Raw genomic sequence first — 15155 nt, 5'->3', positions numbered from 1 at the left:
ATTATTGTTTTTTGATTAATGATACGTTTCCGTAATTTGAATTAATTATTACCTTATTCTGACCTTTCTTTTTATGATAACCGCTTATACTTTTTGAATTGTTTTTAGTTTCGCTGATGTTAATTTCAAGATCATCTCCATTTTTAATGTTTGCGTATTTAGTGTTGATATCAAAATCGAAAGCATAATTGTAATTGTAGCCTAATGAAATATCAGTGTATCCAGAGTTAATATTTACATTGTTTGCCTTTTCTGTCAATGAACCAATATTTACTTTACTATAATTGGTATTGATGCTTAAATTGCTTGATACTTCAGCAACTGACACTGTAAGGTAGTTTCCAGAACCTGAAAAAGAGTTTACTTTTTGAAATTTCAGATTTCCATAATTACAATCGTATTTAATGTTTTGCGCATCAGAAACCACTAAATCAGTATAATTTGCATCAAAATTAATATTACCAGAATCATTGATTTTTAAGCCAGAATAACGTGCTAGCACTGTACCATTTTTTATAAAATCAATTGATGAATTTTGGCAATATTCAATATTTAGTCTATTTGCTGAGTTGTTTAATTTCCCAAGAGTGACTTTTCCGTATTTGCAGCTTATGTCGGTTGCGCCATCTATAGTCATTGTTGTAATGTTTCCGTATTTGTTCATCAATTTCACGGTTCCATTTTTTGGGATTTTAATCACATAATTAATCTCAAAACTATTGCTGCTTCCTCGTCCTTTGTTTGTTGAATTTCCAATTTTCGTAACAGCGGTAACCATTGATTTCAATCCTGTAATGTCAACATCAATTGTGTTTAGTTTTTCATTGACCCAGTTTTCATTTCCGCCAGTAACTTTTATTGTAATATCAAGGTCAATTTTATCTTCATCCCAAGTCGATACTGAAATATTTCCATACTTGTTATCAATGTCGATTCCGGCATTAGAATTTACGATAAAGGTTTTTTTGATGCTTTTTTGTTTTGAGATAGCAGTATCATCATTTGAAAACCCTAAAAAAGGAATCAAAATGAACAGAATTAGTATTTTATAATGTTTTTTCATGGCTAGTGTTTTTTAAATTTTCGTTTTCTTCAATTCTTTTCAAAACCGTCTGCAAAAAGGAAATTCTAGTTTGCAAATTGCTTATCATGGCATAAATGATTTGTTTGTTTTCGCCGTTTTTCTGCAATTCACTAATGATTTTTTGATAATCGGCATCAAAAACTTTCATTTGTTTTAATGCGTCATTTATGATTTGCTCATTTTCGGGCGAACTTTTTTCTTTGAGCTTAACCAGTTCGTTATCAATTAGGATGTTGAAAATAGAATCTGTGCGTTGCGTTTCTTTAGATGCAAATTTGAATTCCTTTGGCTTTTCATTTTTATAAAAAACAGTTATTCCAAGCATTAAAACTATAGTTGCAGCAATTGCTGTAGCAAACCAATAATTTTTCTTTTTAGGCTGTTTTTGGTTTAGTTTGCTCAAGAAAACATCCTGATGATCTGGATTTAATTCTTGAACATCCCATTGGTCTTCAAACTTGTTGAATAATTGATCTAAATTGTCGTTGTTCTTTTCCATTTTCATATCTCCTCTAATTTTTTTCGCAAACTTTCTTTTGCTCTGCTTAATGTAGTTCGGCAGTTTTGATAACTAATGTTCAAAATTTCGCTTATTTCTTCTTGATCGTAACCTTCAATGTAAAATAGTGTCAGGACCATTCGGTAGTTGTCCTTCAGACTCAAAATGGTGTCTAAAACTTGTTTTACTTTTAATGTGTTAAAATCAATGGTTTCAGAATAAAAGTCATCATTATCCTCAATTTTATAAAGCGTCTTGCTTAGATCATCGATCTGAAAAGCATTATTCTTTTTGTAAAAATCAATACTATAATTGATCACAATTTTCTTCAACCACGCGCCAAAAGCAACTTCTTGTTTGTAGTCGTTTATTTTTGTAAATGCTTTCAAAAAACCTTCTTGCATGACGTCTTGTGCAAAATGTTCGTCTTTTACAATACGGTACGCTACATTATACATAGCTTTACTGTATCTGTTGTAAATTTCAAATTGGGCTTTCTGATTATTCTCTTTACAAAGCGCGATTAATTCTTCGATATTTTGGTTGGTTATACTCAAGTAATGGTTGCTAGTTTTTTATAATGACTGGACTTTTTTTTATTTGTTACACTTTCTATAAAATTAATTTTATTTTTTTTATTTTTTTTTCTTTCCAATGGCTAAATTGGTGCCCAAATTGATTTCAGAATCTTCTTTTTTGCTTTTGGCACAATGATTGACTATTTTTATGTCCTATCTTTTAAAGATAACATTTAGCATAATTTTACTAAAAACTGCCCCAAGGAATGTTACTTTTGTAGATTGTATTAATCATTTAATGACAAAACGACTTATATATTATTATGTCAAATCATAAAATACTTACTATTGACAATCTGTCACTTCAGGAATTTGATTCCGAAGCAGAATTAATTCCATTATTAACTCCCGAAGACGAAGAAGAAATGAATAATGAGGAACTTCCGGTTTCTCTGCCAATTTTGCCTTTGCGTAATACCGTCTTATTTCCAGGTGTAGTTATTCCGATTTCTGCGGGAAGAGATAAATCAATCAAATTAATTAATGATGCCAATGCTGGAGGGAAAATCATTGGTGTAGTTTCTCAAATTAATGAAGAAGATGAAGATCCATCAAAAGATGATATTCATAAAATTGGAACTGTGGCAAGAATTCTTCGCGTTTTAAAAATGCCTGACGGAAATGTTACTGTTATTTTACAAGGAAAAAAACGTTTTGAAATTGATGAAGTAGTTTCAGAAGAACCATATATGAATGCAACGATCAAAGAAGTTGCAGAGGAAAGACCAGCAGACAATGATACTGAATTTACAGCTATTTTAGATTCTGTAAAAGAATTAGCAATTCAGATTATCAAAGAAAGCCCAAATATTCCATCAGAAGCAACATTTGCAATCAAAAATATTGAAAGCCAATCGTTTTTGATCAATTTTGTTTCATCAAACATGAATTTATCGGTAAAAGAAAAACAAGGGCTTTTATCTATAAATGGTTTAAAAGAACGCGCTTTGGAAACTTTGCGTTATATGAATGTTGAGCTTCAAAAATTAGAATTGAAGAACGATATCCAGTCAAAAGTGCGTTTTGATTTAGATCAGCAACAAAGAGAATATTTCCTTCATCAGCAAATGAAAACCATTCAAGAAGAATTGGGAGGTGTTTCGCAAGAAGAGGAAATGGATGAAATGGGGCAGAAGGCGAAAACCAAAAAATGGGACGAAAAAACGCAGAAACATTTCGAGAAAGAGTTATCTAAAATGCGTCGTATGAATCCGCAGTCGCCAGATTTCGGAATTCAAAGAAATTATTTAGAGTTGTTTTTAGAATTGCCTTGGGGTGAATATTCTAAAGATAAATTCGATTTAAAACACGCTCAAAAAATATTAGATAAAGATCATTTTGGTCTTGAAGAGGTTAAGAAAAGAATGATTGAGCATTTGGCAGTTTTGAAATTGCGAAATGACATGAAATCACCAATTATATGTTTGACAGGGCCTCCGGGAGTTGGTAAAACTTCAATCGGGCGTTCAGTTGCTGAAGCTTTAGGACGTGAATACGTACGTATTTCATTAGGTGGTTTGCGTGATGAAGCAGAGATTCGCGGACACAGAAAAACATATATTGGAGCAATGCCAGGAAGAATCATTCAAAGTTTGAAAAAGGCTGGAACATCAAATCCTGTGTTTATTTTAGATGAGATAGATAAATTATCTAGTGGAAACAGCGGTGATCCATCCTCTGCATTATTAGAGGTTTTAGATCCTGAGCAAAACAATGCTTTTTATGATAATTTCCTTGAAATGGGATATGATTTGTCAAAAGTGATGTTCATTGCAACGTCAAACAATATGGCGGCAATTCAGCCAGCATTGCGTGATAGAATGGAAGTAATCAAAATGTCTGGTTATACAATTGAAGAAAAGGTTGAAATTGCAAAAAGACACCTTTTTCCAAAACAATTGGAAGCACATGGATTAACTTCTAAGGATTTGACTATTGGCAAAAAACAATTGGAAAAAATTGTTGAAGGTTATACGCGTGAATCTGGAGTTCGTAACTTGGAAACTAAGATTGCACAGGTAATTCGTAATGCTGCAAAAGCAGTGGCGATGGAAGAAGAATACAATAAAAAAGTTACAGACGAAGATATTGTAACAGTTTTGGGCGTGCCAAGATTGGAGCGCGATAAATATGAAAACAATGATGTTGCTGGAGTTGTTACAGGTTTAGCTTGGACAAGTGTTGGAGGTGATATATTGTTTATCGAATCGTTGATTTCAGAAGGAAAAGGATCGTTGACAATTACAGGGAATCTTGGAAATGTCATGAAAGAGTCGGCTACAATTGCTTTAGAATATATTAAAGCTAATGCTAAGAAATTGGGATTGAGTACAGAAATTTTTCAGAAATATAATATTCACTTGCACGTTCCAGAAGGCGCAACTCCAAAAGACGGTCCAAGTGCTGGTATAGCAATGTTGACTTCATTGGTTTCGTTGCTAACTCAAAAGAAAGTAAAGAAGAGCCTTGCAATGACTGGAGAAATTACTTTACGAGGAAAAGTTTTGCCAGTAGGCGGGATTAAAGAAAAAATCTTGGCAGCGAAAAGGGCTGGTATCAAAGAAATCATTTTGTGTCACGAAAACAAAAGTGATATCGATGAAATCAAAGCTGAATATTTAGAAGGACTTAATTTTCATTATGTAAAAGAAATGAGTGAAGTTTTGGCCATTGCTTTGACAGATCAAAATGTAAAAAATGCTAAAGATTTGAAATAAATTCTTTTTTAATAATAAATTTCAATAAAAATCTAAATTCCAATTTTCTGATTGGGATTTGGATTTTTTTTATGCCCTTCTATGAATGATTTTTCAATTTATTTCTGGTATAGTTATTGATTTTAAGCTAATTATAAAAATTATTTTTTCAATTATATAATTTTATCTTTGTATTTACGTTATTCCCACATAGGAACGTTCCAAAAACATGTTAAAACAGATTGTTTTATTTTTTTTGTTGCTAATTTGTTCGAGCTCAATCGGGCAAGTAGGAGGGCGCTACACCTATCAATTTCTAAACCTGACATCATCGCCCAGGCAAGCAGCGTTAGGAGGGAAAATAGTTACAATTTATGATGAAGATGTTAATCAGGTGATGTTTAATCCCGCGGTTTTAAATGAAGATATGGATAATCATCTTGCGATGAATTACGGTAGTTATTACGGGGAAGCTTCTTACGGAACAGCATCGTATGCGTATACTTATGACAGGCACATTCAAACTTTTTATGCCGGTGTAAGTTATGTAAATTATGGTAGCTTTGAAGGTTATGATGAAAATGGTCAGGCAACTTCAGATTTTACAGGAAGCGAAGGCGCGTTGACGCTAGGATATGCGTACAATGTTCCTTATACGGATCTCCATATTGGTGTAAATGCTAAGTTAATAACTTCAACTTTAGAAAGTTATAATTCTATAGGTGGTGCAATTGATGTGGGAATTTTGTATGAAATTGAAAAAAATAATGTAAATTTGGCTTTAGTATTCCGCAACATTGGTACACAGTTTACCACATATTCTGGAATAAAGGAAAATTTGCCCTTTGAAATCATAGCTGGTGTTTCGCAGGAATTAGAGCATGTACCGCTTCGTTGGCATCTTTCATTAGAGAATTTGCAACAATGGAACATTTCTTTTTCGAATCCCGTTCGTGGAGAAACCAGTATTGATGGTTCAACAAGTGATGAAAAAGTTTCGTTTGTAAATAATGCTTTGCGACACGTCGCTTTTGGAGTAGAATTATTTCCCCAAAAAGCATTCAATTTACGTTTAGGATATAATTTTAGAAGGGGAGAAGAATTACGGATAGATGAACAACGTAATTTTTCTGGAGTTTCACTAGGATTTGGTTTAAGAATAAATAAATTAAAATTCAATTATTCTTATTCAAGATATACATTGGCAGCTAATACAAGTCTTTTTGGTCTAACTTTAAATTTTCAATAGTTAATGAAAATATTTACTCTATTTTTATTTATGACTGTAGGTGTTTTTACGGGAGCAAAACACTACTTCAAAGAAGAATCTACGATAACCAATGTTGAGATCGAAAGGATCAATACTAGAATAGTAGATATCAAAAACATGATTAAAAACGATCAGAAATACAATTCTAAAATTGCGTTTTTGATTGATATGAAAGTTCCATCTGGAAAAAATCGCTTTTTTGTTTATGATTTAGAAAAGAATGAAGTTATAGATCAAGGTCTTGTAGCGCATGGTTCTGGATCTGAAACGGGAATAAGAGGAATTCTTAAATTCAGCAATATGCCAAATTCAAATTGCACTGCATTAGGAAGATATTCAATTGGAAAAACATACAAAGGTATTTTTGGAAAAGCTTATAGACTTGCAGGTTTGGAAGAAACTAACAATAATGCTTTAAAGAGAGCAATTGTGCTTCATTCCTATTCAGCTGTGCCATATGATGAGCAAGATCATTATATTAGCAATAGCCACGGATGTCCAATGGTAAACGAAGAATTTTTCAAAAGAATCCAGAAGTTAATTGATGGTTCTAAAAAGAATATTTTGATGGATATTTACTATTAAAATAAACAAACTAAGAAATAACTTTTTAATTTAAATTAATATAGCTTTTTATTGTCATAAGTAATTTTACTTTTGATAATCGAAAGCTTTTTTTTTGTTTAAAAGTAATCTTTTATAACTGTTGTAAATCTTCCGAATAAAGAGAAAGATGGTTACATTTGCAACACTTTGATTAATTAGACTAATAAAATAAAAATAAAAAATTGAAAAAGATTACCATTGCAATCGACGGATTTTCATCAACAGGAAAAAGTACTTTGGCAAAACAACTGGCAAAAGAGCTTGAATATGTCTATGTAGATACTGGAGCAATGTATCGTGCAGTTGCCTATTTTGCTATGCAACATAATCTTATTGGAGTCGACTTTTTTGAAAAAGAAGCTCTAATTGCATCATTGCCAAAAATTCAGCTAGAATTCAAATTTAATTCTGATTTAGGTTTTGCAGAAATGTATTTGAACAGTGAAAATGTGGAAAAACAAATCAGAACTATTGAGGTGTCTAATTTTGTTAGTACAGTTGCTGCAGTTTCTGAAGTTCGTTCTAAATTAGTAGAACAACAGCAGGAAATGGGGAAAAACAAAGGAATTGTAATGGATGGGAGAGATATTGGAACAGTTGTTTTTCCTGACGCCGAACTTAAAATATTCATGACTGCCAGCGCAGAAACTCGTGCGCAGAGGCGTTTTGATGAATTGCAACAAAAGGGCAATAATGTCACTTATGAAGAGGTTTTGAAAAATGTAGTTGACCGCGACCATATGGATACACATCGTGAAGATTCGCCATTAGTAATTGCCGATGATGCAATCGAAATTGATAATTCTTACTTGAATAAAGAAGAGCAGTTCGCTGCGGTTTTGGAATTAATAAATGATGTTGTAAAAAACGCTTAATTTTTTGCAGATATTATTTTAAATGTTAGTTTTACCGCTTCATTTTTATTTTAAAGACAATTTCGATATATGGGAATTAAAAACAGGTTAATCGTAATGAGTTTTCTTCAATTTTTTGTTTGGGGAGCTTGGCTGATTACAATTGGAAATTATTGGTTTGGAACCAAAAATTGGGAAGGAACACAATTTGGTTTAGTATTTGGTACCATGGGAATTGCTTCTTTATTCATGCCTACATTAACCGGAATTATTGCCGACAGATGGGTAAATGCTGAAAAATTATATGGCTTTCTACATATTGCCTACGCAGCAGTTTTGTTTGGAATTGCACAAGTTACCACTCCGGATAACTTTATTGTTGTGATGCTTTTGGCAATGTGCTGTTACATGCCAACAATCGCTTTGAGCAACTCGATTTCGTATACTTCATTAAAATTAAACAATAAAAACATTGTCAAAGATTTTCCTCCAATTCGTGTTTGGGGAACTATTGGTTTTATTGTTGCGATGTGGATCACTAATTTAAGTGGGAGCAAGGCAACTGAATATCAGTTTTATATTGCAGGAATTGGTGCTTTAATTCTTGGAATTTATGCTTTTACATTGCCAAAATGCGAACCTCAAAGATTGATTAAAGAAAATGCAACGTGGATTGAGACTTTTGGTTTGGAGTCTTTCAAATTGTTTGCAAATTATAAAATGGCTTTGTTTTTTGTTTTCTCTATGTTTTTAGGAGGAGCATTACAATTGACAAATGCTTATGGAGATGTTTTCTTAGATGAATTCAAGCATTTTCCAAAATATGCAGATTCGTTCGTAATTAAATATTCAACTATTATAATGTCGATTTCTCAGGTTTCTGAGACGTTATTTATATTAGCGATTCCGTTTTTCTTAAAGCGTTTCGGAATCAAACAAGTTATGTTGATTAGTATGCTGGCTTGGGTATTACGTTTCGGATTGTTTGCTTTTGGAGACCCTGTAGGCGGATTATGGATGATTATCCTATCTTGTATTGTTTACGGAATGGCGTTTGATTTCTTTAATATTTCAGGTTCTTTATTCGTAGAAAGTAATACCGATTCTAAAATTCGTTCTTCTGCACAAGGTTTGTTTATGATGATGACAAATGGAGTAGGGGCAGTTTTAGGAAGTTTGACTTCTGGTTGGGCAATTGATCGTTTCTTTACAAAATCATTTGCTAATACAACTGAGTTGGCAGGATTTTTACAAACAGATACAACGAACTCTAAAATGCTAGAATTTGTAAAAAGCCAAGGAAATTCAGTTTCTGCAGATGGAATTTTTGCAAATCCGGTTTTAATGAAAGACTGGCATACAATCTGGTTGTCTTTTGCCGCTTATGCTTTGGTTATTGCAATTGCTTTTGCTGTTTTGTTTAAGCATAAACATGATCCGAAGGAGATTGAGAATTTGAGTCATTAAAATAATATTTGATCTTTTTCGGCGTTAAAAGGTTGAAGAAGTAAAATAAGTTAAAATTAAAAAATACCACAAAGTTTCTATTTATAGAAACTTTGTGGTATTTTTGTTATGTATAAATTGAATGAAATATTTTGAAACTAGATTTCTAGAAGAAGCAGATAAATTTATTTCCACATTAGATCGAAAAGCAATTGCTAAAATATTATATAATATAGATTTAGCTGAAAAGAATAATGATCCGAGACTGTTTAAAAAGTTAGATAATCATATATGGGAGTTTAGGATTAGATTCAATAATACTCAAATTAGGCTTTTAGCATTTTGGGACAAGACTAATAATCAGGAAACTTTAGTTTTTGCAACTCATGGTTTTATTAAAAAAGTAAACAAAATTCCATTAAAAGAAATTGAAAGAGCGCATAAAATAAGATTAAAATATTTCGAAAATAAGTAAAACTCATAAAGATGGCAAAGGAAAAAATGAAGTCGTATTCTCTTTCTGAGATGAAAGATAAATATATTGGTAAGATAGGAACTCCTGAAAGAGATCAATATGAATACGAACTTAATATGGAGTTATTAGGAAGAATGATTAAAACTGCTAGAAAAGAAAGAAATCTGACGCAAAACCAATTAGGTGAATTAGTTGGTGTGAAAAAATCACAAATCTCAAAACTGGAAAGTAGTGCCAATAGTGCAACGATAGATACGGTTATGAAAGTTTTTAAAGCATTAAAGGCAGAAATAAGTTTTAATGTAAAAATTGAAAATCAAAGTTTGCAGGTATCATAAAATATTTGCTAAAATTTAAAGCTTTGAAAAAGATAGTTGTGCATAGTAAATCTGACAGGTTTTTAAAACCTGTCGGATTTTTCTAATTAAGATCTTATGAAAAACAAAACTTTCTAATGTAGCCCCGATAGAAGTGAAAATCCTTTTATGGTGAGGTTCATCATAAAAGATTGCAACGGATAGCGGGACTTAGCTTCTTCAAAAAACATAAATCTTCTGCTTCATAAATAATCAACTGATAATCATATCGGTTTTGTTTTGTTAATTCAGAAAAATGTATTAATTTTGCAAACCTTTTGGCAGAGAAGAGTTTCCTTTAGGTATCAACCATTTATGTAAAACAACTTCTGTATTTTCTATCGCTTGGAGAAACTCGAGAAAAACAGAATACAAATTTTTTATCAGCATGTCTGAACAAACAAAATCACAAGAAGAGTTTTTAGCAAATTTTAACTGGCACAACTTCCAAGAAGGAATCGATGCAGTAGATGAAAAAAACTTACAAGAGTTTGAAGAACTAGTATCAAAAACTTTCATCGCTACAGATCAAGAAGAAGTAGTTGAAGGAGTTGTAGTTAGAATTACAGATAGAGACGTTATCGTTGATATCAATGCTAAATCTGAAGGTGTTATTTCTTTAAACGAATTTCGTTACAACCCAAACTTAAAAGTAGGTGACAAAGTAGAAGTATTAATCGACATCCGTGAGGATAAAACAGGTCAATTAGTATTATCTCACAGAAAAGCACGTACTATCAAATCTTGGGATAGAGTTATTGCAGCTAATGAAACTGGAGAAATCGTTAACGGTTTTGTTAAATGTAGAACTAAAGGAGGTATGATTGTTGACGTATTCGGAATCGAAGCGTTCTTACCTGGATCTCAAATTGACGTTAAGCCAATTAGAGACTACGATGTATATGTAAACAAAATGATGGAATTCAAAGTGGTAAAAATCAACCACGAATTCAAAAACGTTGTTGTATCTCATAAAGCGCTTATCGAGGCTGATATTGAAGTACAGAAAAAAGAAATCATCGGTCAATTACAAAAAGGACAAGTATTAGAAGGTGTTGTTAAAAACATTACTTCTTATGGTGTGTTCATTGACTTAGGTGGTGTTGACGGATTAATTCACATTACTGACCTTTCTTGGAGCAGAATCAACCACCCAAGTGAAGTTCTTGAATTAGACCAAAAATTAAACGTTGTAATCCTTGATTTCGATGATGAGAAAACAAGAATTCAATTAGGATTGAAACAATTAAACGCTCACCCATGGGATGCTTTAGATGCTAACTTAACTGTTGGTGATAAAGTTAAAGGTAAAGTAGTTGTAATCGCTGATTACGGTGCTTTCATCGAAGTTGCTGAAGGTGTTGAAGGTTTAATCCACGTTTCTGAAATGTCATGGTCAACTCACTTACGTTCTGCTCAGGACTTCGTGAAAGTTGGAGATGTTGTTGAAGCAGTTATCTTAACTCTTGACAGAGATGATCGTAAGATGTCATTAGGTATCAAACAATTGACTCAAGATCCATGGACTGACATTACTTCTAAATACCCAGTAGGTTCTAAACATACAGGTATCGTTAGAAACTTTACAAACTTTGGTATTTTCGTAGAATTAGAAGAAGGAATTGATGGATTAATCTACATTTCTGACCTTTCTTGGACTAAGAAAATTAAACACCCATCTGAGTTTGTAAATGTTGGTGAAAAACTTGATGTAGTTGTATTAGAATTAGATGTTGAAGGACGTAAATTATCTTTAGGTCACAAACAAACTACTGCTAATCCTTGGGATCAATACGAAGATTCTTTCGCTGTAGGAACTATCCACAACGGTGAGATTTCTGAAATCGTTGACAAAGGAGCTACTGTAGAATTCGGAGATGATATCGTTGCTTTCATTCCTACTCGTCACCTTGAAAAAGAAGACGGAAAGAAATTGAAAAAAGGTGATACTGCTGATTTCAAAGTAATTGAATTCAACAAAGAATTCAAAAGAGTAGTTGCTTCTCACACTGCTATCTTCAGAGAAGAAGAAGAGAAAAACGTGAAAGCTGCTGCTGAAACTACTGCATCTGCATCTACAAACGCACCAGCTGCAACTTTAGGTGACAACAATGATGTATTAGCTGCTTTAAAAGCTAAAATGGAAAAAACTGAGAAAAAATAATTTCTTAGATTCCTATAAATAGAAAGTCCCACAGTGATGCGGGACTTTTTTTATATTTTTTTGTTTCAGGTTTCAAGTTTGTTATTTCTACCGGAGTCGAGAACTTTATGGCTTAAAATTTTTATGAATTTAATTCGAGGCAAGTAATTTTGATTCTTCTGAAGTATAATAATCTACAACAGAATAGGAGTTAATTCCTGTAATTTTCATTTCATCAAGTATATCTACTAAATTTCCATAACTGGACTTTTTGCTTGGTTTGATAATAACTATAAGTCCATTTTGTGGTTTTCCTAATTGAGCAGAATATTCTAGTACTTTTTTATTTCTCTCTAATAATTTTTTTCTAATGCCGTCTTTACCATATTGAACTTCTTTTGGTGCATCAATGGGAACAAATAGTAATCCTGTATAAGTAATTATCTTATTGTTGTCATCTAAAAGTAATGTCATGACACGCCTTTCGGCATGCATATAACATCCAGTGCGAGGATATTCATCAATACAATTTGGTTTGCCGAATTCCATGCCTTTTGGCTTCGATAATTCTCCAACAACCATAAAAAATATAATCAATAAAAAAGAAACGCTGACCATTGCAGTTAAGTCAACTCTTGAATTTAACTTTTTGCTTCTGATTTTTTTAGGTAGATTTTTCATAAGCATTAATTTATTAATTAGAAGCTAATAATTTTTCTTCTTCTGGTGTAAATTGATCTACAATAGCGTAAGTGTCTATATTATTGATTTTCATTTCGTCCAATATATCAATCAAATTTTTGAAATTACTGCTTTTAGTGGGCTTTATGATAACAATTACACTGTTTTTAGGTTTTCCAATAGAAATCATTCTTTCGTCTACTGATTTTTTATGAACAGATATTTCTTTTCTGATGCCTTTTCTGCCGTATTCGGATTTTTTTGGTGTTTCGCTACTATCTGATAAAAGACCTGAATAAGCAACAATTTTGTTGTTTTCATCTAAGAGTATTGTATACAAACGACTTGTGTCTATACATGCAATAGTTCCTCTGCAGACATCTTTTTCCGAAAATGCGAAATCAAATACTTTTGGCTTAGATAATTCTCCAACAACCATAAAAAATATTATTAGTAAAAATGAAACGCTGACCATTGCAGTTAAGTCAACTCTTGAATTTAACTTTTTGCTTCTGATTTTTTTAGGTAGATTTTGCATACTAGATGATTTTGGTATTTTAAAGTTAATAATAAAATGGCGACAAAATTGAATTGTTTTTCAGATTTTATGAAAAAATATAAAATTTTCTTAGTCCTATATTTTTCAATAGTTGAGATTGATAATTTGGTGATTTTGTCATTGAATGTATTTTTTAATTTAAAACCAAAACAAAACTATCTGCGTAAATGAGCTTATAACTAAAAATTTATAAATTATGAAAACGAAAAAAATTTTATCAGCGGTAGTTTTGACTTTAGGATTTGCATTTGCATCTAATGCACAAAAAACAGTAATGGTTGGCGGTGCAGCGATGTATCCGAATAAAAATATTATTGAAAACGCCGTAAATTCAAAAGATCATACCACTCTTGTTGCGGCAGTAAAAGCAGCAGATTTAGTTGAAACTTTGCAAGGAAAAGGTCCTTTCACTGTTTTTGCCCCAACTAATGAAGCTTTTAATAAATTGCCAAAAGGAACTGTAGAAAACTTATTGAAACCAGAAAATAAAAAAATGCTTCAAACGATCTTAACCTATCACGTTGTTGCAGGAAAAATGAATTCATCTGATATTGCAAAAGCTATAAAAGATGGAAAAGGAAAAACAACTTTTAAAACGGTTAGTGGTGGGACATTAACAGCTTGGATGAGTGGCAAGGATTTATATATCAGTGATGAAAACGGAAATAAATCGAAAGTAACAATAGCAGATGTAAATCAGTCAAATGGTGTAATTCATGTTGTTGATGCTGTTTTGCTGCCGAAGAAATAAAACGACAAAGCTCCAAATTTAAAAATTCCAAATTGCAAGCTTAATTGGAATTTGGAATTTCCATTTTTTGAATACTTTATTGGATTATTTTTTAGAAGTCAATGTAGAACCAGCCGAAGCGACAACAACACAAACGACAGCCAAAATTTCATAAAAGCTTAAATTTTCATTCAGAAATATAAAAGCGCATATAGAAGCGGCCGCTGGTTCTAAACTCATTAAAATGCTAAAAGTTCTTGGAGGAAGTTTGCCTAAAGCTTTCATTTCTAAAGTAAATGGAATCGCACTCGACAATAATGCAAGCGCAAAACCCATTCCGAAAAGTCTTGGAGTAAGATTTGCTAATCCGTTTTCGAAAATACCAAAAGGTAAAACGAGAATTGCGGCCAATAACATTCCTGTTGAAACTGCTGTGCCTTCGTTTAAAATTTTTGAAATTTTCCCACCAAAGACGATATATGCAGCCCAAAGTGCTCCAGCAAGCAAAGCAAAGATGACACCCAGACTATCTAAGCGTTCGTTTGTCCAAGGAGCAATTAATAAAATTCCGATTGCAGCTAAAACAACCCAGAAATAATCCATAAGACGTTTTGATCCGATAATTGCAAGTAATAAAGGACCAATAAATTCTAATGTAACAGCAAGTCCAATTGGAATTCTTTCGATTGAAAAATAAAAAATCAAATTCATAGCACCCAAAGAAAATCCATATGGAATTACAACTTTCCATTGTTCTTTCGTAATTGTTTTTAAATTAGGTCTGTAAGCTAAAAGAAGAATTATTGCCGAAACACCAATCCTGATTGATGCTGTACCTGCCGCTCCAAGTGCAGGGAATAATGTTTTAGCAATCGCAGCGCCGCATTGTACACTAATGATTGCCAGTAAAACTGCCTGAACAGGAGGTAGGTTGATTTTTTTAGTTTTCATAGTTGAAATTGCAGAAAAAAATGAAACTATTTTCTGCTGTATAAATTTGATTTTAATTGCCTAATGCGCGTTTTGTGACATAAGCGCGATAGCCAATAATTGCCATTTGCCATTTTTTGGCTTTTGAAATATCCAAACCTTGTTTGGTAAAACTAGGCAACAACAGTTTATTTAATTTAGCTAAGATTTTGTACATGGCAGATTTGTTTTTTCAAAGATATAAAAAA

At 32.2% G+C, this 15155-nt stretch carries 16 protein-coding genes; 9 read left to right on the top strand and 7 right to left on the bottom strand.

Going from position 1 to position 15155, the window contains the following annotated elements:
• Nucleotide 1 precedes the first annotated feature (1 nt).
• From H600_RS0110580 to H600_RS0110570, 3 genes are read right to left on the bottom strand one after another with little or no spacing between them, the layout of a single operon-like run.
• Nucleotides 2-1063 carry a hypothetical protein gene (locus tag H600_RS0110580; protein WP_026728766.1) on the bottom strand — a complete coding sequence of 354 codons (1062 nt, stop codon included), beginning with the start codon at nucleotides 1061-1063 and terminating at the stop codon, nucleotides 2-4.
• Nucleotides 1047-1589: an anti-sigma factor gene (locus H600_RS0110575; RefSeq protein WP_245176551.1), complete on the bottom strand. Its 543-nt coding sequence runs from the start codon at nucleotides 1587-1589 to the stop codon at nucleotides 1047-1049. The genes H600_RS0110580 and H600_RS0110575 overlap by 17 nt, the downstream gene beginning before the upstream one ends.
• Nucleotides 1586-2140: an RNA polymerase sigma factor gene (locus H600_RS0110570; protein WP_026728764.1), complete on the bottom strand. Its 555-nt coding sequence runs from the start codon at nucleotides 2138-2140 to the stop codon at nucleotides 1586-1588. The genes H600_RS0110575 and H600_RS0110570 overlap by 4 nt, the downstream gene beginning before the upstream one ends.
• A gap of 284 nt (nucleotides 2141-2424) precedes the next feature.
• Here H600_RS0110570 and lon point away from each other — a divergent pair, with 284 nt between their 5' ends.
• The 8 genes from lon (at nucleotide 2425) to rpsA (ending at nucleotide 12028) form a co-directional block, all read left to right on the top strand.
• Nucleotides 2425-4878, top strand: coding sequence for an endopeptidase La (gene lon, locus H600_RS0110565; protein ID WP_026728763.1), 2454 nt, complete (start codon nucleotides 2425-2427; stop codon nucleotides 4876-4878).
• Nucleotides 4879-5086: 208 nt separating this feature from the next.
• Nucleotides 5087-6106 (top strand): type IX secretion system protein PorQ, encoded by a 1020-nt coding sequence (porQ, locus tag H600_RS0110560; RefSeq protein ID WP_026728762.1) that lies wholly within the window; start codon nucleotides 5087-5089, stop codon nucleotides 6104-6106.
• A gap of 3 nt (nucleotides 6107-6109) precedes the next feature.
• Nucleotides 6110-6712: a murein L,D-transpeptidase catalytic domain-containing protein gene (locus tag H600_RS0110555; protein ID WP_026728761.1), complete on the top strand. Its 603-nt coding sequence runs from the start codon at nucleotides 6110-6112 to the stop codon at nucleotides 6710-6712.
• Between the two features lie 203 nt (nucleotides 6713-6915).
• A complete protein-coding gene (gene cmk, locus H600_RS0110550; protein ID WP_026728760.1) occupies nucleotides 6916-7608 on the top strand; it encodes a (d)CMP kinase in 693 nt (230 codons plus the stop codon).
• A gap of 69 nt (nucleotides 7609-7677) precedes the next feature.
• A complete protein-coding gene (locus H600_RS0110545; protein ID WP_026728759.1) occupies nucleotides 7678-9054 on the top strand; it encodes a nucleoside permease in 1377 nt (458 codons plus the stop codon).
• A 121-nt stretch (nucleotides 9055-9175) separates the two neighbouring features.
• The gene (locus H600_RS0110540) at nucleotides 9176-9508 is read left to right on the top strand and encodes a type II toxin-antitoxin system RelE/ParE family toxin (RefSeq protein ID WP_026728758.1); all 333 of its coding nucleotides are present in this window, start codon (nucleotides 9176-9178) and stop codon (nucleotides 9506-9508) included.
• A gap of 11 nt (nucleotides 9509-9519) precedes the next feature.
• Complete coding sequence (locus tag H600_RS0110535; RefSeq protein WP_026728757.1) at nucleotides 9520-9846, top strand: helix-turn-helix domain-containing protein; 327 nt, start codon at nucleotides 9520-9522, stop codon at nucleotides 9844-9846.
• Nucleotides 9847-10252: 406 nt separating this feature from the next.
• Complete coding sequence (gene rpsA, locus H600_RS0110525) at nucleotides 10253-12028, top strand: 30S ribosomal protein S1 (protein WP_026728756.1); 1776 nt, start codon at nucleotides 10253-10255, stop codon at nucleotides 12026-12028.
• A gap of 129 nt (nucleotides 12029-12157) precedes the next feature.
• Here rpsA and H600_RS0110520 read toward each other — a convergent pair whose 3' ends face one another.
• Nucleotides 12158-12688, bottom strand: a complete 531-nt coding sequence (locus H600_RS0110520) for an ExbD/TolR family protein (RefSeq protein WP_026728755.1) — start codon at nucleotides 12686-12688, stop codon at nucleotides 12158-12160.
• A gap of 13 nt (nucleotides 12689-12701) precedes the next feature.
• Nucleotides 12702-13226, bottom strand: a complete 525-nt coding sequence (locus H600_RS0110515; protein WP_026728754.1) for an ExbD/TolR family protein — start codon at nucleotides 13224-13226, stop codon at nucleotides 12702-12704.
• Nucleotides 13227-13443: 217 nt separating this feature from the next.
• Here H600_RS0110515 and H600_RS0110505 point away from each other — a divergent pair, with 217 nt between their 5' ends.
• Nucleotides 13444-13998, top strand: coding sequence for a fasciclin domain-containing protein (locus H600_RS0110505; protein WP_026728753.1), 555 nt, complete (start codon nucleotides 13444-13446; stop codon nucleotides 13996-13998).
• 84 nt (nucleotides 13999-14082) lie between these two features.
• On the opposite strand, the gene H600_RS0110500 is transcribed toward H600_RS0110505, so the two are convergent.
• Together H600_RS0110500 and H600_RS0110495 are read right to left on the bottom strand one after the other, a co-directional pair.
• Nucleotides 14083-14928: an EamA family transporter gene (locus H600_RS0110500; protein WP_026728752.1), complete on the bottom strand. Its 846-nt coding sequence runs from the start codon at nucleotides 14926-14928 to the stop codon at nucleotides 14083-14085.
• Between the two features lie 52 nt (nucleotides 14929-14980).
• Nucleotides 14981-15124 (bottom strand): hypothetical protein, encoded by a 144-nt coding sequence (locus H600_RS0110495; RefSeq protein WP_026728751.1) that lies wholly within the window; start codon nucleotides 15122-15124, stop codon nucleotides 14981-14983.
• Nucleotides 15125-15155: the final 31 nt, after the last annotated feature.

The organism is Flavobacterium denitrificans DSM 15936 (assembly GCF_000425445.1).
Lineage (GTDB): Bacteria > Bacteroidota > Bacteroidia > Flavobacteriales > Flavobacteriaceae > Flavobacterium > Flavobacterium denitrificans.
The sequence above is the reverse complement of the archived record's forward strand: the minus strand, read 5'-3'. Positions and strand labels throughout refer to the sequence as shown.

Excerpts from the sequence above, each read along its gene's own strand:
- H600_RS0110580 (WP_026728766.1), bottom strand. The coding sequence starts at position 1,063 with ATGAAAAAACATTATAAAATACTAATTCTGTTCATTTTGATTCCTTTT.
- H600_RS0110575 (WP_245176551.1), bottom strand. The coding sequence starts at position 1,589 with ATGAAAATGGAAAAGAACAACGACAATTTAGATCAATTATTCAACAAG.
- lon (WP_026728763.1), top strand. The coding sequence starts at position 2,425 with ATGTCAAATCATAAAATACTTACTATTGACAATCTGTCACTTCAGGAA.
- porQ (WP_026728762.1), top strand. The coding sequence starts at position 5,087 with ATGTTAAAACAGATTGTTTTATTTTTTTTGTTGCTAATTTGTTCGAGC.
- H600_RS0110555 (WP_026728761.1), top strand. The coding sequence starts at position 6,110 with ATGAAAATATTTACTCTATTTTTATTTATGACTGTAGGTGTTTTTACG.
- H600_RS0110545 (WP_026728759.1), top strand. The coding sequence starts at position 7,678 with ATGGGAATTAAAAACAGGTTAATCGTAATGAGTTTTCTTCAATTTTTT.
- H600_RS0110540 (WP_026728758.1), top strand. The coding sequence starts at position 9,176 with ATGAAATATTTTGAAACTAGATTTCTAGAAGAAGCAGATAAATTTATT.
- H600_RS0110535 (WP_026728757.1), top strand. The coding sequence starts at position 9,520 with ATGGCAAAGGAAAAAATGAAGTCGTATTCTCTTTCTGAGATGAAAGAT.
- rpsA (WP_026728756.1), top strand. The coding sequence starts at position 10,253 with ATGTCTGAACAAACAAAATCACAAGAAGAGTTTTTAGCAAATTTTAAC.
- H600_RS0110520 (WP_026728755.1), bottom strand. The coding sequence starts at position 12,688 with ATGAAAAATCTACCTAAAAAAATCAGAAGCAAAAAGTTAAATTCAAGA.
- H600_RS0110515 (WP_026728754.1), bottom strand. The coding sequence starts at position 13,226 with ATGCAAAATCTACCTAAAAAAATCAGAAGCAAAAAGTTAAATTCAAGA.
- H600_RS0110505 (WP_026728753.1), top strand. The coding sequence starts at position 13,444 with ATGAAAACGAAAAAAATTTTATCAGCGGTAGTTTTGACTTTAGGATTT.
- H600_RS0110500 (WP_026728752.1), bottom strand. The coding sequence starts at position 14,928 with ATGAAAACTAAAAAAATCAACCTACCTCCTGTTCAGGCAGTTTTACTG.
- H600_RS0110495 (WP_026728751.1), bottom strand. The coding sequence starts at position 15,124 with ATGTACAAAATCTTAGCTAAATTAAATAAACTGTTGTTGCCTAGTTTT.